Origin of the sequence: Paraburkholderia sp. EB58 (assembly GCF_050436665.1) — a bacterium.
GTDB lineage: Bacteria > Pseudomonadota > Gammaproteobacteria > Burkholderiales > Burkholderiaceae > Paraburkholderia.
Genome location: NZ_JBNDMQ010000028.1, coordinates 110,288 through 131,353, shown reverse-complemented (window position 1 = coordinate 131,353; position 21,066 = coordinate 110,288). Strand labels below are relative to the sequence as shown.

17 protein-coding genes are annotated in these 21,066 nt (G+C 62.9%); 8 read left to right on the top strand and 9 right to left on the bottom strand.

Annotated elements, in window-relative coordinates; all coding sequences use genetic code 11:
• Positions 1-240: 240 nt before the first annotated feature.
• Positions 241-720 (bottom strand): 2-C-methyl-D-erythritol 2,4-cyclodiphosphate synthase, encoded by a 480-nt coding sequence (gene ispF, locus P3T40_RS32000; RefSeq protein WP_429271722.1) that lies wholly within the window; start codon positions 718-720, stop codon positions 241-243.
• Positions 721-753: 33 nt separating this feature from the next.
• The gene (ispD, locus tag P3T40_RS31995; RefSeq protein ID WP_429271721.1) at positions 754-1,464 is read right to left on the bottom strand and encodes a 2-C-methyl-D-erythritol 4-phosphate cytidylyltransferase; all 711 of its coding nucleotides are present in this window, start codon (positions 1,462-1,464) and stop codon (positions 754-756) included.
• Between the two features lie 122 nt (positions 1,465-1,586).
• Between ispD and mfd the strand changes: the two genes are divergently transcribed.
• From mfd to mscL, 4 genes are all read left to right on the top strand, one after another.
• A complete protein-coding gene (mfd, locus tag P3T40_RS31990; RefSeq protein ID WP_429271720.1) occupies positions 1,587-5,066 on the top strand; it encodes a transcription-repair coupling factor in 3,480 nt (1,159 codons plus the stop codon).
• 123 nt (positions 5,067-5,189) lie between these two features.
• The gene (argE, locus tag P3T40_RS31985; RefSeq protein WP_429271719.1) at positions 5,190-6,428 is read left to right on the top strand and encodes an acetylornithine deacetylase; all 1,239 of its coding nucleotides are present in this window, start codon (positions 5,190-5,192) and stop codon (positions 6,426-6,428) included.
• 170 nt (positions 6,429-6,598) lie between these two features.
• Positions 6,599-7,621: a threonine/serine dehydratase gene (locus P3T40_RS31980; RefSeq protein WP_429271718.1), complete on the top strand. Its 1,023-nt coding sequence runs from the start codon at positions 6,599-6,601 to the stop codon at positions 7,619-7,621.
• Between the two features lie 92 nt (positions 7,622-7,713).
• Positions 7,714-8,160 carry a large conductance mechanosensitive channel protein MscL gene (gene mscL / locus P3T40_RS31975; RefSeq protein WP_429271717.1) on the top strand — a complete coding sequence of 149 codons (447 nt, stop codon included), beginning with the start codon at positions 7,714-7,716 and terminating at the stop codon, positions 8,158-8,160.
• 137 nt (positions 8,161-8,297) lie between these two features.
• Here the strand turns inward: mscL and P3T40_RS31970 are convergent, their stop codons facing one another.
• From P3T40_RS31970 to P3T40_RS31960, 3 genes are all read right to left on the bottom strand, one after another.
• Positions 8,298-10,286: a response regulator gene (locus P3T40_RS31970; protein ID WP_429271716.1), complete on the bottom strand. Its 1,989-nt coding sequence runs from the start codon at positions 10,284-10,286 to the stop codon at positions 8,298-8,300.
• 54 nt (positions 10,287-10,340) lie between these two features.
• Entirely contained in the window at positions 10,341-10,820 is a 480-nt protein-coding gene (locus P3T40_RS31965) for a response regulator (RefSeq protein ID WP_429271715.1), read from the bottom strand.
• A gap of 102 nt (positions 10,821-10,922) precedes the next feature.
• The gene (locus P3T40_RS31960; RefSeq protein ID WP_429271714.1) at positions 10,923-12,533 is read right to left on the bottom strand and encodes a sensor histidine kinase; all 1,611 of its coding nucleotides are present in this window, start codon (positions 12,531-12,533) and stop codon (positions 10,923-10,925) included.
• A gap of 390 nt (positions 12,534-12,923) precedes the next feature.
• On the opposite strand from P3T40_RS31960, the gene P3T40_RS31955 reads away from it, so the two are divergent.
• The gene (locus P3T40_RS31955; RefSeq protein WP_429271713.1) at positions 12,924-13,421 is read left to right on the top strand and encodes a hypothetical protein; all 498 of its coding nucleotides are present in this window, start codon (positions 12,924-12,926) and stop codon (positions 13,419-13,421) included.
• Between the two features lie 160 nt (positions 13,422-13,581).
• Here P3T40_RS31955 and P3T40_RS31950 read toward each other — a convergent pair whose 3' ends face one another.
• A complete protein-coding gene (locus P3T40_RS31950; protein WP_429271712.1) occupies positions 13,582-16,071 on the bottom strand; it encodes an AsmA family protein in 2,490 nt (829 codons plus the stop codon).
• A 177-nt stretch (positions 16,072-16,248) separates the two neighbouring features.
• On the opposite strand from P3T40_RS31950, the gene P3T40_RS31945 reads away from it, so the two are divergent.
• The gene (locus P3T40_RS31945; protein WP_429271711.1) at positions 16,249-16,977 is read left to right on the top strand and encodes an ABC transporter ATP-binding protein; all 729 of its coding nucleotides are present in this window, start codon (positions 16,249-16,251) and stop codon (positions 16,975-16,977) included.
• Positions 16,974-17,780 (top strand): ABC transporter permease, encoded by an 807-nt coding sequence (locus P3T40_RS31940; RefSeq protein WP_429271710.1) that lies wholly within the window; start codon positions 16,974-16,976, stop codon positions 17,778-17,780. The genes P3T40_RS31945 and P3T40_RS31940 overlap by 4 nt, the downstream gene beginning before the upstream one ends.
• A gap of 27 nt (positions 17,781-17,807) precedes the next feature.
• On the opposite strand, the gene P3T40_RS31935 is transcribed toward P3T40_RS31940, so the two are convergent.
• Both P3T40_RS31935 and P3T40_RS31930 read right to left on the bottom strand, forming a co-directional pair.
• Positions 17,808-18,368, bottom strand: a complete 561-nt coding sequence (locus tag P3T40_RS31935; RefSeq protein ID WP_429271709.1) for a DUF6013 family protein — start codon at positions 18,366-18,368, stop codon at positions 17,808-17,810.
• A gap of 163 nt (positions 18,369-18,531) precedes the next feature.
• Positions 18,532-19,548 carry a zinc-binding alcohol dehydrogenase family protein gene (locus P3T40_RS31930; RefSeq protein ID WP_429271708.1) on the bottom strand — a complete coding sequence of 339 codons (1,017 nt, stop codon included), beginning with the start codon at positions 19,546-19,548 and terminating at the stop codon, positions 18,532-18,534.
• A gap of 184 nt (positions 19,549-19,732) precedes the next feature.
• Here P3T40_RS31930 and P3T40_RS31925 point away from each other — a divergent pair, with 184 nt between their 5' ends.
• Positions 19,733-20,695, top strand: coding sequence for a LysR family transcriptional regulator (locus P3T40_RS31925; protein ID WP_429271707.1), 963 nt, complete (start codon positions 19,733-19,735; stop codon positions 20,693-20,695).
• Between the two features lie 36 nt (positions 20,696-20,731).
• Here the strand turns inward: P3T40_RS31925 and P3T40_RS31920 are convergent, their stop codons facing one another.
• On the bottom strand, positions 20,732-21,055 hold the full coding sequence (locus P3T40_RS31920; RefSeq protein ID WP_429271706.1) for a hypothetical protein: 324 nt from the start codon (positions 21,053-21,055) through the stop codon (positions 20,732-20,734).
• Positions 21,056-21,066: the final 11 nt, after the last annotated feature.

The window sequence follows — 21,066 nt, the reverse complement described above, 5'->3', positions numbered from 1 at the left end:
CGGTCTATCTGAATCCGGAGCGAACCCGGGCCTCGGCCGAAATGTACAAACACGCAGCATAGCGGTTCACGCGACAACTACCTTGACACACACCGGCGGCAAAGAAAGTAAGTGCCGCCCCGCACAGGGGCAAAGCTAATAGACCGATAACAATGCAAGGAAAGGCCAACGCCGTAGGCAAACAGACAAACGCCAACGCCATACGCAAACCACCAAGCCGCCGGCAGGCAAAAAAACGAGTCACTTCCTGATTAACAAAACCGCAGCCTGAGCCTCGATCCCTTCAGCCCTGCCAAGATACCCGAGCTTCTCATTAGTCTTAGCTTTAACATTAACCCGATCAAGCGGCAGCTTCAGATCTTCAGCAATATTAACGCGCATAGCTTCAATATGAGGCGAGAGCTTAGGCGCCTGCGCAATCACAGTACTATCCACGTTCCCAATAGCAAACCCAGCCTGAGCAACCCGAACCGCGCACTCCCGCAAAAGCACACGACTATCGGCCCCAGCAAACTTGGCATCCGTATCAGAAAAATGCCGCCCAATATCCCCCAGCGCGGCAGCGCCAAAAAGAGCATCGGTAATCGCATGCAACAGCACATCCGCATCCGAATGCCCCAGCAAGCCCCTCTCATAAGGCACCGTCACCCCGCCAATAATAAGCGGCCGCCCCTCTACGAGCGCGTGTACGTCGTACCCTTGTCCGATTCTGAAATCCATAGCTTGAAGTCCGGTTATCAACAATGAAACTCTTCAGGAAGCCGCCGGCCGGCTAAGAATCGCCTCGGCCAGGTCGAAATCTTCCGGATACGTAACCTTGAAATTGCGCAAACTGCCCTGCACCAGCCGCGGCGCGTGGCCCAGCCACTCAATCGCGCTCGCCTCGTCCGTCAGGTCGTGTCCATCCTGCTGCGCCCGCAAAATCGCCTCGCGCAACATGCCAATCCGGAACATCTGCGGTGTCTGCGCCTGCCACAGCCCATCGCGCGGTTCGGTCCGCTCAATCCGTGCCCCGCTGTCCGGCTCAATCCGCTTTAACGTATCCGCCACCGGTAGCGCCATGATGCCGCCCACCGCGTCGTCTTTCAGCGCGCCAGTCAACGTGCGGATCAGCAACGGCGTAATGCCCGGCCGCGCGGCGTCGTGGACCAGCACCCAGTCGTCGTCGCGAGCACCGAATTCGACTAGCGCGTGCAGGCCGTTCAGCACCGACGCCTGGCGTGAGGCTCCGCCACAGCGGCGCACCGCGAAACGCAGGCCGGCAAAGCGGCGGGCGTCGAAATGCTGGTCGTCCGGGGCAATCACCACCAGCGTCTGCGCGAACTCGCTGCACGCGTCGAAGGCGGCCAATGAATAGTGCAGCATGTCGCGACCGGCTACAGTGCGATATTGTTTGGGCATCGTGGCGCCGGACCGGCTGCCGGTGCCTGCACACGGAATCAGAGCAAAAAGACGTGAAGTCACTGGTGCGGACGCCGCAAAAGTCAAAGTAAAGGACGGATTTTATAATAGGTCCTTCGCATCCACGCCATGACACGCGTAAACTTGCCGCTCACGTGTGACCCACCGGCCGCCTTTTCCCCTTTATGCCAGACATCGCCGCATCATCGCAGTCCTCTTCGCCCGTCGCGCTCGTCAAGGCCGGCCAGCGTTTCGCCTTCGACGGCACGCACGGCTCGTCCGATGCCCTGCTGGTCGCCCGCTACCACCTCGCCTACCGCGAACAGGTGCCGCTCCTTGCCGTCGTCTGCTCGAGCGCAGTGGACGCCCAGCGGCTCGCTCAGGAAATCGGCTTCTTCGCGCCCGAAGCCCGGGTGCGCCTGCTGCCCGACTGGGAAACGCTGCCTTACGATACTTTCTCGCCTCACCAGGATCTCGTCTCCGAGCGCCTCGCCACCCTGCATGACCTCGGTGAAGGCCGTTGCGACATCCTGCTGGTGCCGGCCACCACCGCGCTCTACCGCATGCCGCCTGCCTCTTTCATGGCGGCCTACACGTTTTCGTTCTCGCAGGGCGAGCGTCTCGACGAGGCCAAGCTGAAGGCCCAGTTGACGCTGGCCGGCTACGAACACGTAAGCCAGGTGGTGCGTCCGGGCGAATATTGCGTGCGCGGCTCGCTGCTCGACCTGTATCCGATGGGTTCGCCGCTGCCGTACCGGATCGACCTGTTCGACGATCAGGTCGACTCGATCCGCGCCTTCGACCCCGACACGCAGCGCAGTCTCTATCCGGTGAAGGACGTCCGTCTCTTGCCCGGCCGCGAATTCCCCTTCGATGAAGCTTCCCGCACCGCCTTTCGCAGCCGCTGGCGCGAAGTGTTCGAAGGTGACCCGAGCCGCGCGTCGATCTATAAAGATATCGGCAACGGCGTGCCGTCGGCGGGCATCGAATACTATCTGCCGCTCTTCTTCGAAGAAACCGCGACGCTGTTCCACTATCTGCCCGAGCGCGCCCAGTTGGCGTTCGTCGGCGATCTGGATGCGGCCATCAAACGCTTCACGAACGACACGAAGCAGCGCCACAATTTCCTCTCGCACGACCGCGACCGGCCGATTCTCGAACCGCAGCGCCTGTTCCTTTCAGACGAAGACTTCTTCACACTCGCCAAGCCGTTCGCGCGTCTCGTGCTGCCGGCCAATGCCGGCGGCGGCTGGTCCACCCCGCTGCCGAACCTGGCCATCGATCGTCACGCGGAAGATCCCGTCGAGGCGCTGCGAGCCTATCTGGAGACGACGCCGAATCGTGTGCTGTTCGCTGCAGAGTCTGCCGGCCGGCGTGAAACCCTGTTGCAACTGCTGGCCGACAACCGTCTGCGGCCGACTTCGAGCGACAGCTTCAACGACTGGTTGACCGGCGATGAACGCTTCGCGCTCGGCGTCGCGCCGCTGTCCAGCGGCTTTGCGGTGCCGGCCGAAGGCATCGCCATCATCACCGAAACCGAACTGTACGGCCCACTCGCGCGCCGCAGCGGACGGCGTCGCCAGGAACAGGCGAGCAACGTCGATTCGATGGTGCGCGACCTGTCCGAGCTCAAGGTGGGCGATCCGGTCGTGCATTCGCAACATGGCATCGGCCGCTATATGGGGCTGGTGACGATGGATCTCGGCGAAGGCGAAACCGAGTTCCTGCACCTCGAATATGCGGGCGAGAGCAAGCTGTACGTGCCGGTCGCACAGTTGCACGTCATCTCGCGCTATAGCGGCGCCGATCCCGAAAGCGCACCGCTGCACTCGCTCGGCTCGGGCCAGTGGGAAAAGGCCAAACGCAAAGCCGCCCAGCAGATTCGCGACACCGCCGCCGAACTGCTCAATCTGTACGCCCGGCGCGCGGCGCGCGAAGGCCATGCGTTCAAGCTCGATCCGCGCGACTACGTGAAGTTTGCGGAAAGCTTCGGCTTCGAAGAAACCCCCGATCAAGCCGCGGCGATTGCCGCCGTGATCGGCGATATGACGAGCGGCAAGCCGATGGATCGTCTCGTCTGCGGCGACGTCGGTTTCGGCAAGACCGAAGTCGCGTTGCGCGCGGCCTTCATCGCCGTGATGGGCGGCAAGCAGGTCGCACTGCTGTCGCCTACCACGCTGCTCGCCGAGCAGCACACCCAAACCTTCACGGACCGCTTCTCCGACTGGCCGGTGCGCATCGCCGAACTGTCGCGCTTCAAGTCGACCAAGGAAGTCAGCGCCTCGATCCATCAGATCAACGATGGCAGCGTCGATATCGTGATCGGCACGCATAAGCTGCTGTCCTCGGATGTGCAGTTCAAACGTCTTGGGCTCGTCATCATCGACGAGGAGCACCGTTTCGGCGTGCGCCAGAAGGAAGCGTTGAAGGCTCTGCGGGCTGAAGTCGACGTGCTGACACTCACCGCCACGCCAATCCCGCGCACGCTCGGCATGGCGCTCGAGGGCCTGCGCGATTTTTCGGTCATTGCCACCGCGCCGCAAAAGCGCCTCGCAATCAAAACCTTCGTGCGCCGCGAAGAAGACGGCGTGATCCGCGAAGCCATGCTGCGCGAGTTGAAACGGGGCGGCCAGGTCTACTTCCTGCATAACGAAGTCGAAACGATTGAGAACCGCCGGCAGATGCTCGAAGCGCTCGTCCCCGAAGCGCGCATTGCGGTCGCCCATGGTCAGATGCACGAGCGCGAACTCGAACGGGTGATGCGCGATTTCGTCGCGCAGCGCGCCAACGTGCTGCTCTGTACGACGATCATCGAAACCGGCATTGACGTGCCGAGCGCCAATACGATCCTGATTCACCGCTCCGACAAGTTCGGCCTCGCGCAGTTGCACCAGTTGCGCGGGCGCGTGGGACGCTCCCATCACCAGGCGTATTCGTATCTACTGGTGCACGACCCGCAAGGCTTGACCAAGCAGGCGCAGCGTCGGCTCGAAGCCATCCAGCAGATGGAAGAACTGGGCTCGGGCTTCTATCTGGCCATGCACGACCTCGAAATTCGCGGCACGGGTGAAGTGCTTGGCGACAAGCAATCGGGTGAAATTCAGGAGATCGGCTTCCAGCTCTATACCGACATGCTGAATGACGCCGTGAAAGCACTCAAGGAAGGCAAGGAACCCGATCTCACGGCGCCGCTCGCGGCCACCACCGAGATCAATCTCCACGCCCCGGCAATCCTGCCCGCAGACTACTGCGCCGACGTGCAGGAGCGGCTATCGCTCTACAAGCGCCTCGCAAACTGCGAACATAACGATTCGATCGACGGCATCCAGGAGGAACTGATCGACCGTTTCGGCAAATTGCCACCGCAGGCCCACGCGCTGGTCGAAACGCATCGTCTGCGCCTCGCCGCAAAACCGCTCGGCATTTCGAAGATCGATGCCGGCGAAGCGGTCATCGGTCTGCAATTCATCCCCAATCCGCCTGTCGACGCGATGCGGATCATCGAAATGGTGCAGAAGCATAAGCACATCAAGCTCGCCGGGCAGGACAAACTGCGCATCGAGACGCGCACCCCCGATCTGGCGGTGCGTGTGGCCACCGTGAAAGAGACGTTGCGCGCGCTGGGTTCGCCCACGCGGGGGACGGCAGCCGCCGCTGCACGCTGAGCGGTAACCTGTAGCTCCCACCCACTATGCTGCGGTGCGCAAGACGCACCCGGCATATTGGTGGTTTGGCCGGACCAGCGTTTTTTCGGTATGATCGAAAGACTTAAAAGCTGGAGTCTTGTCATGTCCCACGTCGCTGAATCAGCGCGTCCCGCACAAACGCCCGCATCGTCCGCCTCGCCTTCTTCCCCCGTTTCGCTTCCCTGGGTCACACGCCTCGTATCGATGGATACGGTGAGCCGCAATCCGAATCTGGGCCTCATCGAAACCGTGCGCGACGAACTGCGCGCGCTCGGCATCGAAGGCACGCTCACACACGACGCCAGCGGTAAATGGGCCAATCTGTTCGCCACCATTCCTGCGCACGACGGCGAGACCAACGGCGGCATCGTGCTGTCCGGCCATACCGACGTCGTACCGGTTGACGGCCAGAAGTGGGACAGCGATCCGTTCAAGCCCGAAATCCGCGACGACAAACTGTACGGTCGCGGCACTTGCGACATGAAAGGCTTTATCGGCGCGGCGCTGACGCTCGTGCCCGAAATGCAGCGCACGAAGCTTGCCAAGCCGATTCACCTCGCCTTGTCGTTCGACGAGGAAGTCGGCTGCGTCGGCGCGCCGCTTTTGATCGCAGACCTGATGAAACGCGGCATCAAGCCGGACGGCTGCATTGTGGGCGAACCGACCAGTATGCGTCCGATCATCGCGCACAAGGGCATCAATGCGTACCAGTGCTGCGTGCGCGGCCAGGCCGCGCATTCCTCGTTGACGCCGAAGGGACTGAACGCCATCGAGTACGCCGCGCGTCTCATCTGCTACATCCGCGACATGGCGGATCAGTTCCGCGAACAAGGCCCGTTCGACGAACTCTACGACGTGCCGTTCACGACCGCGCAGACCAGCACCATCGAAGGCGGTAACGCGATCAACACGGTGCCGGCCGAATGCCGCTTCCAGTTCGAATTCCGCAATCTGCCGACGCTCGACCCGGAACCGATTTTCGCGCGCATTGATCAGTACGCCCGCGAAACGCTGCTGCCGAAAATGTTGCGCGAGCACCCGTCCGCCGCCATCGAAATCTCGAAGATTGCCGCAGCCCCTGGGCTCGATTCGTCGGAGCAGGCCGCCATCACCCAGCTCGTGCGTGCGTTGACCGCGGATCAGGACAAACGCAAGGTGGCCTACGGCACCGAAGCGGGACTTTTTTCGCTGGCGGGTATTCCGAGCATCGTGTGCGGTCCTGGCAACATCGAGCAGGCGCACAAGGCCAATGAGTTCGTCGCACTCGAGCAACTCGCCGCCTGTGAGCGCTTCCTCGGCAAGTTCATCCACAGCATGTCGGTTGACGCACACTCGCATTGAGTGTGTGCGAATACGATTGAAGCGTCGCTGAAACCTGCGAATGAGCCTGCTATGAGCCCATGACTGAACTGCGATTACATCGAATCCAGTCAACCATGCATGGACAAAATCGAACTGAACTGAACCAGGCTACCCGACTCAAAACATAACGAACGCTCTCTTCACACGCCATGTCCACCGCCACGCCGCAGCATACCGACCACACGATCGACGGCGAGCCGATTCCCACGCTCGACGACATCGCCACGCAGCATTTTGCGTTGACACCGTGGGTCGCACGCACGCCGGTGTTCGACAAACTGGACTTCCCGTCGCTGGAAGGCACGGTGGTGAATTTCAAGTTCGAACTGTTGCAGGCGGGGGGCAGCTTCAAGACGCGTGGAGCGTTCACGAATCTGCTCGCACTTGATGAAGCGCAACGCAGTGCCGGCGTCACCTGCGTGTCGGGCGGCAATCATGCGGTCGCGGTCGCCTATGCCGCCATGAGGCTTGGCACCAGCGCGAAGGTTGTCGTGTTCCGTTCGGCGAATCCAGCGCGCATCGCGTTATGCCGACAGTACGGCGCAGAGATGGTAATGGCCGAGAACGCCACCGAAGCGTTCGAGATCGTCCGTCGCATCGAGGCCGAAGAAGGCCGCTACTTCGTGCATCCGTATAACGGCTATCGCACCGTGCTCGGTACCTCCACGCTCGGCTACGAGTGGGCCACGCAAACTCCGGATCTGGACGCCGTGATCGTGCCGATCGGCGGCGGCGGTCTCGCCGCAGGTGTCTCGACCGCTCTGCGGCTTGCCAATCCGCGCATCCATGTGTTTGGCGTTGAGCCCGACGGGTCGGACGCCATGGGCAAGAGCTTTGCCGCCAACCATACGGTGAAACTCGGCCACATGCACAGCATTGCAGATTCGCTGATGGCGCCGCATACCGAACAGTACAGTTATGAATTGTGCAGGCGTCACATCGACCGGCTGGTAACGGTCACGGACAACCAGTTGCGTTCGGCCATGCTGACGCTCTTCACGCAACTGAAACTTGCGGTGGAACCGGCCTGCGCGGCCGCCACCGCCGCCTTGCTCGGCCCGTTGCGCGAAACGCTGCAAGGCAAGCGCGTCGGTGTGCTGCTGTGTGGTACCAACATAGACCCGGTCAGCTTTGCAGCGCATATCGAGCGCGCCCGCGCCCTTGAGTCATAGTTGCTTGTGTCATAGGTTTCAAGACCAAAGCACTACCCTATCCTCCTGACGTTGGCTATCATGGCGCCATCGACTTCATGGAGGAATCCCCGATGAGCATGGTCAAGGAGTTCAAGGAGTTTGCCCTCAAAGGCAACGTAATGGATCTCGCGGTCGGTGTGATTATCGGCGGCGCGTTCTCCACGATTGTTAATTCAATTGTCAAAGACCTGATCATGCCGGTCGTCGGCCTCGCCACCGGTGGCCTCGACTTCTCCAACAAGTTCGTCCGCCTCGGTGAGATTCCGCCGACCTTCAAGGGCAGCCCCGAGTCGTACAAAGACCTGCAAACCGCGGGTGTGGCCGTGTTCGGCTATGGTTCGTTCATCACGGTGCTGATCAACTTCATCATCCTCGCGTTCATCATTTTCCTGATGGTGAAGTTCATCAACAACCTGCGCAAGCCCGCCCCCGCTGAAGCGCCGCCGCCTGCACCGACGCCGGAAGACGTGCTGCTGCTGCGTGAAATTCGCGATTCCTTGAAGAACGCGCCACGCTGATGCATCTCTGAGCCCTAACGGGCGCTGCATCAGACGGACTCAAACAAAAGGCCTGCTGCGAGACAATTCGCAGCAGGCCTTTTTGTTGCTCGCCGCGCATGGCTTAAGCGCGGGGCCCCGTTTGCCAACAGTTCGCACTACGTGGAATCGGGGCCCGCTGTCTTTTCGCCCTTCAGGTTAGCCGCACTTTCAATCAACTGTTCGAGTTGCCCGAAGTTGACCGGCTTGGTCAGATGCGAGGTGAATCCTGCGCCGAGGCAGCGGCGCACGTCCTCATCGGTGCCGAAGCCCGTCAAGGCCACAGCCGGCACATCCGCGTGCTCGCGGAACGCCTTGATGAAATCAAGCCCCGTGCCGTCCGGCAAGCCAACGTCGCTCACGATCAGATCGAAGCTCGCCGACTGCGTGGCAGCCAGCGCGTCAGCAACGAGCCCCACCACGGTCACCTCGTGGCCCAGGCCGCGGATCAGTTGCGCCATCACCTCGGCAGTGTCCACATGGTCCTCGATCAGCAGGATCGTCAGCGGGCCGGCTGGATGCCGCACCGTCGGCGCCGCCACAATCGCTTCCTCCACGGGTTTGGTGGCCGTCGGCAAAGTGATCGTAAAGGTCGCGCCGCAGTGCGCGCCCGGACTCTGCGCCATCACCGTGCCGCCGTGGACATCGGTCAACGCTTTCGTAATGGCCAGCCCCAACCCCAGCCCACCGAATTGCTGGGTCATGTTCTGGTTGCCCTGCTCGAACGCATTGAAGAGCTTGCCGATCTGCTCGGGTTCGATGCCGATCCCGGTATCCTCGATCGAGATCTGCACGTGCATCCGCTCGTCGCGCGTGCGCACGTAAATGTGGCCACCATCCGGCGTGAACTTGGCGGCATTGCGAATAAGGTTCCACAGCATCTGCTGCAGCCGCGCGCGATCCGCCAGCACGTAGTGATGCTGAGCGACCTTGTCGACGTGGACGTCCTGCTGCTTGACCTGAATCTCACTGCGAAACAGTTCGAGCACGCTGTCGATCACCTCATGCACGTCCACCGTTTCGAGCGACAGACGCAGCTTGCCGTTCGCCACCCGGGTGAGATCGAGCAGATCGTCGATCAGACGCGCCTCGAGTTCCACGTTGCGGCGGATCATCAGCACGCACGAGCGCGCCTGTTCAGGCAGCTCGGGGATCAGTTCGAGCACTCTCGCCCCAGCCAGCACCGGCGTGAGCGGTGTGCGCAGTTCATGCGAGAGCATCGCCAGAAAACGGTCTTTGGCACGGTTCGCCTCTTCAGCGGCGTGCCGCGCGGCCTGCTCCGAGGCGAGCAACCGCTCGCGCTCCTCGATGGCCTCGCGCTGCGGATGGATGTCCGTGCAACTGCCGAACCATTTTCTGACCACGCCGTCGGAGTCTCGCATGGCGACGATACGTGCGTCGAACCAACGATATTCGCCGTCATGGCGGCGAATCCGCAGTTCATGCCGATAGTCGCCGGCGTCGCTCCTGACCGCCTTCAGCCAGGTCTGGCGGATTTCCTCGCGATCGTCCGCATGGACGGCCTCGAGCCACGCGAGACCATACGAGTGACCTTCATCGAGACCCGTGTACTCCAGCCACTGTTTCGACAGAAAGTCGCAATCGCCGTTGGCGCTGCACGTCAGAACAAGGTGCGGCAACGCCTCCGACAAGGTGCGGTAATGCAGTTCGCGGTCGCGCAACAACACCGCCTCGGCGGAGGCCTTTTGCAGGCGCACCTGGGAGAGCACGCGCTCGACTGCTTCCGGCAGATAGTCGAGGTAATCGCCGGACTTTGGCACCACGTCCGACACGCCGGAACGCAGCGCCTCGATCACGCGCGACTCGTCCGTGAAACCCGTGACGAGGATGGCCGGAATCCGCACGCCTTCAGCACGCAGACGGCGGAAGAAATCGAGCCCGGTCTCCGCGCCATTGAGCTGGTAGTCGAGCACGAGCAGGTCCGGCTCGCCGCTGGCGATCCGCTCGCGGGCGCTCGTGACATCAGAGCAGAGCGCCACCCTGCAACCGGCCCGCTGGAGCGACTTGCGCGCAAGGCGCAAGATGCCCTCGTCGTCATCGACGACAAGCACATAGGCCGCTGGCGGCGTGGATACGTCTTCGGTCATGCTGGTTCTTCGTTGGCTAGATCTACGCTGGCAGACTTCACGCTGCTATGCCTCTTACGACGCGGCCAGCCGCTGGCCCTGCGGCAGCTTCACCACCTGCAGGAAAAAACCGAGACGGCGCACCGCCTCAATAAAAGCGTCATATTCGACCGGTTTCGTGATGTAGACATTGCAACCCAGTTCATAGCAGCGTTCGATTTCGCGCGGATCGTCCGTGGTCGTCAGGACGATCACCGGCACGGCCGCCGTTTGCGGCGCTTCTTTCAGGCGGCGCAACACTTCGAAGCCGTCCACGCGCGGCATCTTCAGATCGAGTAGCACGACGAAGTTCGTCAGATCCTGGCGCGGCGGATATTTGCTGGCCACGTTCCCGCTCGGAGGATCGCCAAAAAAGTAATCCAGCGCCTGCTGCCCGTCGGCAAACCGCAGGAAACCGTTCGAGATGCCCGCACGGCGTAAATTGCGTTCGACGAGGGTTGCATGCCCGTCGTCGTCCTCGATCAGAATGATACTGACCGTTTCCCCATTCTTCATACTGCCTCCGTGCCTGCGGTTAGCAGGTGCGTGACCCTTTGTTTGTGTTTCAGGTCTGTCAGATTAGTCCGTGCGCCGGTCCACCGGTCCGGGCGGCCCAGCTCACAGACGCGCCGGCTGTTCGGGCAGCACGACAAAAAACGTCGAGCCGGCGCCCTCGGCCGACTCCACCCAGACACGGCCGCCATGCCGCTCGACCATGCGCCGCACCAGCGCGAGCCCAATGCCCTCACCTTTCGCCACCTCGCCATGCAGGCGCTGGAAGGCCCGGAACACCTTGGACATATACGCCGCCGGAATGCCGAGCCCGTTATCGCGTACATAATACGTGCGTGTGCGGAGCACCGGCGGTTGGCGCTCGTCCACCGGTTCCGGCTCACATGCGCCGACCTCGATGCGGCCCACTCGATCCGGGTCTAGAAAGTTAAGCGCATTGCCAATCAGATTACTGAAGATCTGTTCGATCGCGCCAGGGTCCCCCCACGCAGGCGGCAACTCACGCACCGTGACGAGCGCGCCGCGCGCTTCGATCGCGCCGGCCAGACCATCCACGATGTGTGCCACCACCCGCCCAATACTCACGCGCTGCCACTGAAACTCGAGCCGGCCGGCCCGTGAGATGCGCAGCAGCGCCTCGATGATCGCCGCCGCGCGCGTGACGGCGGTGCGCAAAAAGTGCAGCGACTCGCGCACGTCACCGTCCAGCACACTGGTCAAACGCTGCTGCTCGTCCGCGGGCAACTGGGCTGCGTCAATCGTCGTACGCAGTTCGTCGCAGGATACCTGTAGCTCCTTGGAGAAGCCTTGCAGGTTGACGAGCGGCGAGCGCAGGTCATGCGAAACGCTATAGATGAACATCTCGTTGTCCTGGGTCTCCTGGCGCAACTCCTCGTTGACCCCGGCCAGTTCCTTGGCGCGCGCCTCCAGCCTCGCTTTCAGCACCGCCTGGTGCTGCTCGGCGGCGCGCAGGCGCGCACCGGTCTCGTGCAGGATAGCGTCGAGCGCCGCGATCTCGTCGTTGCCCGAAAGTGGCGCGCTCAACGGCCGGCCATGTCCGAGCCGCTCGGCATTGCCGGTCAGCACCTCGAGACGGCGGCCGATGCTGCGGGCGAACACCAGCGCGGTGATGCCCCAGATCAACATGGAGCCGAGCACGGCGGCGATCAGCGCATATTGCTGGCGAGCCCGCGTCTGCGCGAGCGAAGCGCTGCGCTCGGCATCGAGCCGCGATTCTTCGTGAACGAACGCGTCGAGCTGATCGCGAAACAGTGCGACCTGACGCGGCACGGCACCGCCTTCGAGGGCGGCATACGAGGCCATGCTGCGCCCTTCGTGCAGGCCTTGCGAAATGGCGTCCGCCTGCGCCCGGTAAGCGTCAACCATGGCACGCATCTGCCGGACGCGGGCAGCCTGCTGCGGCGTGTCCACCACCAGTTGTTCGAGGCGGTCGAGGCGGTCGGCGAGATCGACCCATGCTGCGCGGCGGTCGATAAACATAGGATCGCCCACCACCATGCCCGTGCGAACCCGCGCGGCCTGACGCAGCAGCGGGTCGATCAGCGAAGACGACTGATACAGGATGTGCTTGCTATTGGCCACCCACAGTGCGGCTTGTGCCGCCTGCTGCTGGGTATCGAAGACAAGACCGAGCAAAGCCAGCTCGACCAGGCTTGGCATGGCAATCAGCAGCAGACCCTTGGTGAAAAGTTTCATGTTCGCCTGGTAGTCTGTCCGGTCGCCGCGCGGTGGAGGTGGTGGGCTGCGCGCCGCCGCCACGCGGCGCAGGCCGCCGAACCGCCGCAGCGGAACCGGGCCATTATCGAGGTGAACTGGAGATATTTCAATCTGCCGGCCTTGAAGCGCTGGCTAACATAAAAATGTCTTTTTTTAATGGCGAACGACTCACCTACGCGGCCCGTGCGACTATTATGGAGACAGAAGTCTGGTGGCATGTGCTGGGATGCGAATGCGCGCGGCAGGGCGATTCGGCACGATTCGTGCGGATGGGTGTGAGGCAGATTGATCGTCGAATCACCGTGAGTCCGGCATTTTCGTATGCTATAAAAGATCGACGTGCGGCGGCGCGAAGCCGGGAGTGGTCGCATGAGGACGCTGCGTTTTTTGCAATTCTTTTTCAGGCGAATTTTTATGTCCTTCCCGAAAAAGCGTAGGCGCGCGAAGGTGGACGGCGATGAGTCGTTCCTGGCCGTGCTACGGCATTTCAAACCGTTCGGCCAGCTCGACACCAAAATCGCGCGAGCCCGAGCGCAGGATGAGCCCGTGCTCTACGCCCATGTGCTTCCTGGTCTCGACGTGCTTCTATGCAGTGTCCGGGGTGCGCAGCCGCCATATCCGGCGCCGGCCGAGTTGCGCCGGCGCTGCATCGAATCGATCGCCAATGCTCTGGAACAGCCGCTCGATGGACTGGAAAACGGTGGCTATTGGTACGAGGCCGATGGCTTCGGGTTTCTGGTGTTCGCGAGCCGTGCCCGCGGCCGGATTCTGCCGGAATTCGGCGCCACCCGTGCGGTAGGCGGTCCGCGCCGCGGCGTGCGGCGTCAGGACGCCGCAGGCGACGCAGCGCCACGCTCGCTGCGTTAATTTCCTTCCCTTACGCTGCTAGACGGGCGCGCTCATGTTGTACGGAGCGCGGTCGTTCTGCGCCCGTTTCCGTGTCTTGCGCCTGTATCCGGGTAGCATTTCTAGCGGTGGTTTTGCCTGCCCTGCGGCTGCCGCATCCAAGCCCGCCTCCTACTGCCCTTCAACTGCCCTTATAGGACGCAGCACTCGCCGGCGACACCGCCGCCGGCGCGGCAGTCTTGCCCGCGCCCTTCGCCGTGGCGGTAGCTGGGGCCGACGCTGCGCCGTCCAGCGACAGCGGCGCGCGTGGCTTCTCCTTCTCTCCCGGCGGCGGCGCGCCCGGCTTCGTCCGCACACTCGCCAGCAGTTGAGCACACGGCAGCGGCTTGTTATTGCTCGGTGCGATTAGCGGAATCAGGGCGGCGAACGGGTTGATCAGCCCGAGGCCGACCATCGCGCCCCCGCGCAACGCGAGGGCAGTTGCGTTCACACCCACATGGGGATCCTTGAACGTCCCCTTCGCGTACAACGGCGAGCGCAGTGAAAATATGCGGAAGCCTTTCGTATGTGGATGCACGCCGAGATCCAGGGTCTCGTCGCGCAAATTGACGTTACCGTCGATGTCGATCACAGCGTCGTCGGTATCGAGTGCGAAGACCCGTGGATCGAGCACGCCGTCGGTCACGACAAAGTCCGCGGCCGCACAGTTGATCTTCACGTCAGCCGTGCCGAACAGCTTTTCGTAGATCACGTTCGCCACGTTCAGACCGGCCGCTTCCATCAGCAGCCGGCTCACGGTTCCGTCGGTAACGAGTGCCTTTATTTCGCCGTTCGACGTGCCCGCTAGCGCGGCCGGCGAATTGCCGGTTGCGGAGAGCGACGCGTCGCCATTGACTTCGCCGAGTGCGCTTTGCATCGTCTTGAAGTTCGGGAACAATTGCTTGAGTTTCAGGTGGCGTGCCGAGGTCGAAAAACGGCCCTTCAAGGGCGTCGTGCTGCCGTCCAGATGAATCTCCGAGGACAGCGTGCCGCCCGCCACACCGAACGACAGCGGCACCAGCGACAGCACGCCATCCGTCATCACCACGTGGGTGTAGACGTCGGTAATCGGCAGGTTCGGGTTCTTGATGATGCGCCGGCCGGTGAACTTGACGTCGGCGTCAATCGCCTTCCAACGGTCCGTGCGGAACTGCTCGACCGGCAGCACCTTGTTGGACGGCTGCATCGTTGCGTCGCCGCGCTTGGCCTTGCTGGCATTGGAATCGGCGCCGATCACCGGGGCGAGATCGGAGAACTGCAACAGGTTCGAAACCAGTTCACCCTGCAACTGCGGCCTCGGTTTGCTTGCGGTGTAGGTCATCGAGCCGTTCAGGTCGCTGCCGCCCACCCGGCCTGTAAAATTTTCATACTTGAAGACGTTGCCGCTTTGCTTGAACTGGCCGACTAGCCGGCCGTCGGTGGCATACGGCGGCGTATCGGGCAAAGTCACGCCCGTCAGTGCGTAAAGACGCGCCATGCTGCTGCCTTGCACCCACAGCCGCATATCGACGGCTGCGAGGTGGGCGGGATCAGTGATTGTGCCGACTACCGCCACGTGCAGGAAGTCACCGAACTTGATGTCAGCCTGAAGCGGGAACGGCCGGTTGACGTCCTGAAGCGCCAGTACGCCACCCAGCTTGCCGCTGCCCGACACGGTCGTCTGGTTGTACGACCCTTTCGCGGTCCAGCCGATCGCGTACGGCGGCACCGGCGGGCGAGCGCCCGCGCCCACGCTGCTGGCCGGGTTGATCGGCGCGGACGCCGCGGACGTCATGGTCGTGTTACTCGCAGGATTACCGGCTGATGAAGTGCTCGAAGCGCCGCTGCCAGGTACTGCCGCTACGGCGGCGGATGCGCCTGATGCGCCCGTTGCTACTGATGCGCCCGAGGCACCCGGTGTCCCCGATGCAGCCGCGGCCGCAGAAGCCGCCGCGGCCTCCGACGCCGCGATCGCATTCGACTGGGCGGCGAGCTTGTTCGCGCCCTGCTTGCCGACCACCTGCGCCGACGCGCTCTGCGACGAAGCTTCTTGCTGCTTCATCACTTCGCCGATCGGAATCGGCTGGCCGAGCGTGTCGACCACGACTTGCATATCGACCTTTTTCTGCTGATCCGCCAAAGCGATCGTGCCCTTGTCAAAGGCGATATCGTGCAGATCCAGCGTCCACTCGGAAGGTCCCGCCGATGACTTCAGCTTGAAGGTCCAGTTATTGCGCCCGTCGAGCAGCCGCTCGAGGTCGACGGAGGGGTTCACCAGATTGATGGCGGGAATCACGATGTCATGCGCGAGCAGCGGCAGCACCGCCACCTCGAAGTCGATCTCATCGAGCGTCGCGAAATGCGGCTGTTTGGTCCAGTCGGGATTCGCTATGGTGATGTTGGCGGCCGAGAAACGCGGCCAGGGTACCCAGGCGCGCCAGCCGGTCTCTCCCACCGGATGGCGCCAGCCCAACTTCAGATCGCCCTGAATGACAAACTGCCGGCCGATCGCATCGCTTACTTTCTCGTCGACCCATGGGCGCGCGCGATTCCAGTCGAACGTCAGAATAAAAATCGCCAGTGCGGCAATAAGGACGACGATCACCGCCACAAGCCATGCGATGATCTTGCCGATCGTGCGCGACGCTGCCATGAGACACTCCGGTTCTTGCTGTTTGGCTTATCCGACAGCAGTTAGCATGCCCGGTTCACTGCGCCTGACCCGTCGTACAGTTGCCCGTTGCGCTATGCATATTCTCTGGCGCAGGCTTCACGGCGCCGGCTCGCCAGGCGCGGCGCGGCATCGTACCTATGACCCACAACTCCGACCATGACGGACACTCCTCTCGCAGAGGCATCGGACATCGCCCGGCAGGACCCGCAAAGCAAGCAGATGCTGCTGCAACCCACCCGCTTTGCGCTGCATGCGGGTGACCGGGTCGCCATCACCGGGCCATCGGGCTCCGGCAAGAGCGTGTTTCTGCGTGCACTCGCGCTGCTCGATCCGCTCGCCGGTGGACAGGTTGCCTGGCACGGCACACCCGTCGAACGCGCGACGATTACGCGCTACCGGCGCAACGTCGCCTACATCCGTCAACGGCCGGCGATTCTGGACGGCACCGTCGAGGACAACCTGCGTTATCCGTTCTCGCTCAAGGTCTATCGCGATGTGCGGTTCGATCGCGCGCGGGCCGCCTCCCTCGCCGCCCAGGCCGGCCGGGGCGAAGGCTTTCTCGACAAGCGTGCGAGCGAACTGTCCGGCGGCGAGGCGCAGATTGCCGCGCTGATCCGCGTGCTGCAACTCGCTCCGGAAGTATTGCTGCTCGACGAACCGACGGCCTCGCTCGACCCCGAGTCGTCCCACGCGATCGAAGGCCTCATAGAAGCCTGGTTCAACGCCAGCGGGCAAGCACACGCGTCGGTGTGGGTGTCGCACGATCCGGCCCAGGCAAAACGCATGAGCGAGCGTCATCTGACCATGCGAGCGGGCGTGCTCGATGAAGCCGCGGTGATCCGCCCTTCCACGCCCCAAGGCGATAACCCGGAGCTTGCGCAATGACCTTGCAAAACCTCAGCCTCTGGGACGTGGGTATCGCTGCGTTGCTGATCGTTGTGAACGGCGCGGTGTCGGTAGCGCTGAAGCTCGATCTCGAACGCAAGCTGGCCTGGGCTGCCGTGCGCACCGTCGTCCAGTTACTGGCCATCGGTTATGTGCTCGGCTGGGTGTTCCAGTTCGACCGCTGGTTTGTCGTGCTGCCGTTGATGGTGGTGATGACCTTGATCGCCGGATTCGCGGGCGCGCAACGCGGTGCGCTCACCTATGCCGGTCAGCGCAGGGACAGCATTGTGTCGATCTGGGTCAGTTCGTGGCTGGTGGCGGCGGTGGGCCTGTTCGTCGTGATCAGGATCCATCCGTGGTACGAGCCTCAATATGCGATTCCGATCCTCGGCATGATCCTCGGTAACACACTCACCGGCGTGTCGCTCGGCATCGAGCGGATGACCGAAGAGCTGACCGCGCGCCGCGACCGCGTCGATATGGCGCTCGCGCTCGGCGCCACGCGCTGGGAAGCCGCTCAGGGACCCGCACGCCAGGCCGTGCGGGCCGGCATGATTCCGACACTCAACCAGATGGCGGTAGTGGGCGTCGTGAGTCTGCCCGGCATGATGACAGGCCAGGTGCTGGCCGGTCAATCGCCGCTGCAGGCGGTGCGCTACCAGATCGTGATCATGTTCCTGATCGCGGCCTCATCGGCACTCGGCACGGTAGGCGCGGTGTTGCTGACGTACCGGCGGCTATTCTCCGCAGACCAGCGGTTTCTGGCATCCAGACTGGTCGAGCGCGACGCGGCCGCACGCTAGTCGTGTGTGGCGTGGCGCGCCAGCCGTTCAGCGCTTCGCCGACACCGCCACCTGGGTCCCGTCATTCAAGGTCAGCGTCTTCGTGCTGCCGTTGGTCGGCATCGTAAAGCGCACGATCTGACTGACGGTCATGCCGTTCGGACACTTGAGCGTCTTGCCGTTGTTCGTCACGCTTTTGGTGCCGTGCGGAGTCTGCGCCTGGAAGCTGAGCTGGACGGTAGCGGTACCGTCGTTGGCGACCACCGGCGCAAAGCGGATCTGCGTTTGCCGGATCATCGCGCCGTTGGTATCGACCGGCAGCGACGCGTCCGTCGGACACTGGTCCACCGCTGCGATCGGGCCGCCGGGCGGCACCGTCTTCCAGGTGAAATCGTCGGACTCGCCGGAGCGGATCGTGCGCGTTTCCTGCGCATTGCCGAACTGTTTCGAGGTGACCTTGACGGTATAGCGGATCGGTCCGTCCGTCGCCGCTTGCGAGGTCACCGTGATCGGTGTGGCCGCGTGTGCCATCGGGACGAACGTACAGGCAAGTGAAGCAACAACCGAAGCAACAAGCGAAACGGCGGAGCGTCTGAAGTACGGGCTCATGGTGTCACCTCCTCGTTGTGCCGCTGCACCCTTTCGGGGCGAGAAGCGCGGCTATTTTTGCCTGGGAGCCCTGTCAGTCTAACGCCAAGCGGACCCGAGCGCGCTTCGCGCGGATCGGGTGTTAACCCGCTTGCGGCGAGGCGAGAAGCGGCCTAGAAGCCGCCTAAAAACCAGTCAGCACCAGCTTGCCGATTGCCCGCCCTTCTTCCAGCAACTGATGCGCGCGCCGCACGTTCTGCGCGCTGATCTTGCCCAGATCTTCGCCCACGGTCGTGCGTAAGGTGCCGGCGTCGATCAGGCGGCCCACTTCGGTCAGCAGCTTGTGCTGCTCGATCATGTCGGGCGTACCGAACATCGAACGCGTGAACATGAATTCCCAGTGAAATGCCGCGCTCTTCGCCTTCAGCAGCTCCACTGGAAGCGGCTTGGCGTTTTCGACGATCGTACAGATGCCGCCCTGCGGTTTGATCACGGCCGCTGCTGCCGGGAAATGCTTGTCCGTATCGTTGAACATCAGCACGTAGTCTACCTGCTCGAAGCCGAGTTGCTTCAACTGAGCCGGCATGTCGCCGAAGTGATCGATGATGTGGTCCGCGCCGAGTTCGGTCGCCCACTTCGCCGACGCCGGACGCGAGGCCGTCGCAATCACGGTCAGACCGGCGAGCTGCTTCGCCAGTTGAATGCCAATCGAGCCTACGCCGCCCGCGCCGCCGATGATCAGCACCGAACTGCCCTTATCGGCACCTTGCGGCGACACGCCGAGGCGATCGAACAGCGCCTCCCACGCGGTAATCGCGGTCAGCGGCAGGGCCGCGGCGTGGCTGAAGTCGAGCGACGCCGGCTTGCGGCCGACGATACGTTCGTCCACGAGGTGATATTCGCTATTCGCGCCCGCCCGCGTGATGCTGCCGGCATAAAACACCGGATCGCCGACCTTGAACAGCGTGACCTCGGGACCCACTGCCGCAACCGTCCCGGCCGCGTCCCAGCCGAGCACGCGCGGCGTCTTCTCCACGCTGTCTTTCGGCGAGCGCACCTTGAAATCGACCGGGTTCACCGAGATGGCCTCGACCTTGACCAGCAGGTCGCGACCGCCTGCTTCCGGTTTCGGAATCTCGACATCGAGCAGTGCTTCGGGATCGTTAATGGGCAAGTAGCGATAAAGACCGACAGCTTTCATGGCAGCTCCTGATTCGTTCGTGAGGGATGCGGGATAAAGAGATGTTCCGGCGCTGCGGGCCTGCGTAGCCCCCTGCGTGGACCTTACGTGACCCACCGGCGCTTGGACTGTGCCTATCTTAGGACGATGTTTACTCATTTAAAACAGGCATAATGGCTTAAACATTTTCTTGAAAATCAGAAGAATGACAGCCGCCGATTCGCCTATCCCGTCCCCGCCGTCAGCGTTTCAGGAGCGCGAACGGCTTGACCTGCTCGATGTCGCGCTGTTCGTTCGGGCGGCACTGTTGGCGAACGTGTCGGCGGCCGGTCGCGAATTCGGCTTGTCGGCCGCCGTGGCGAGCGCCCGGCTCGCACAACTCGAACGGCTGCTCGGCGCGCGCCTGCTGCATCGAACCACGCGCCGCATCAGCCTCACGCAGGACGGCGAAATCTTCATGGCGCGCGCGCAGACGCTGCTCGATGCCGCGGCGGCGGCACGCGCCTCAGTCGGCCGGGCACAAACCGAACCGCAGGGACGATTAAGAGTGTCGATGCCGTCGTCGTTTGGCCGCCAGCATGTATCGCCGGCGATCCCCGAATTTCTGCGCCGCTATCCTGGTGTGAGCGTCGATCTGCGGCTTTCCGACCATCTCGTCGATCTGGTCGATGCCGGGGTGGACCTGGCGATCCGGCTCGGTGCGCTGAAGGATTCGACGCTGGTGGCGAAACGTCTGGCCGTAAACCGGCGCGTCATCTGCTGCGCGCCCGCTTATCTGGCGAAGCGCGGCATGCCGCATCATCCGGCGGAACTTGCGCAACACGAATGCGTGATCCTGTCGGACCAGCACACGTGGGCATTCGAGACGCCGGCCGGACAGCTCGACGTGCGCGTCGGCGGACGTCTCGCCACCGATAACGGCGAGGTGATTCGCGACGCGCTTTTGGCCGGCTTCGGAATCGCGCTCAAATCGACGTGGGACGTCGCGCCGTATCTGCGCAGCGGCGAGCTCGTGACCGTCCTCGACAGTTATCCGCTCGCCGAAACCGTGGCGATCTGGGCCGTCTATCCGAGCCGGGCCTTCGTGCCGCCCAAGACACTGGCATTGATCGACTTTCTCGCCGCACACTTCGGCGATCCACCGTATTGGGACGTCGAGCCAGGCTGAGCGGACCGTAAAGGCCGCCAACCATGTGACATGCGATCAGTGCTTGCCACGCGGTTCGCGCTGCGCCTTGCCGCTTGAATTCTCATTACTGTGCGCGTCGTTCTGCGTCTTCTGCTGATACTCATCGCCGCCGCGCCGGTCGGTATCCTTCATGCCGCGCTGCAGGTCGCGATGCGCCTGCTTGCCCACGCTGCGCGGCTCGTCCTCATGCTGCGACGCAGCGTTCTGATCGGTTTCATGCGGTAGCGGTGCACCTTCGTCCTGCATCGAGCGGACGTCCTGCTTCGCGTGCGGATCCGCTGTCTTGCCATGGGGGTGGTGCTTGCCGCCAGGCTGCGATACTTGAGGTGATGTCTTCATTGCGTCCTCCT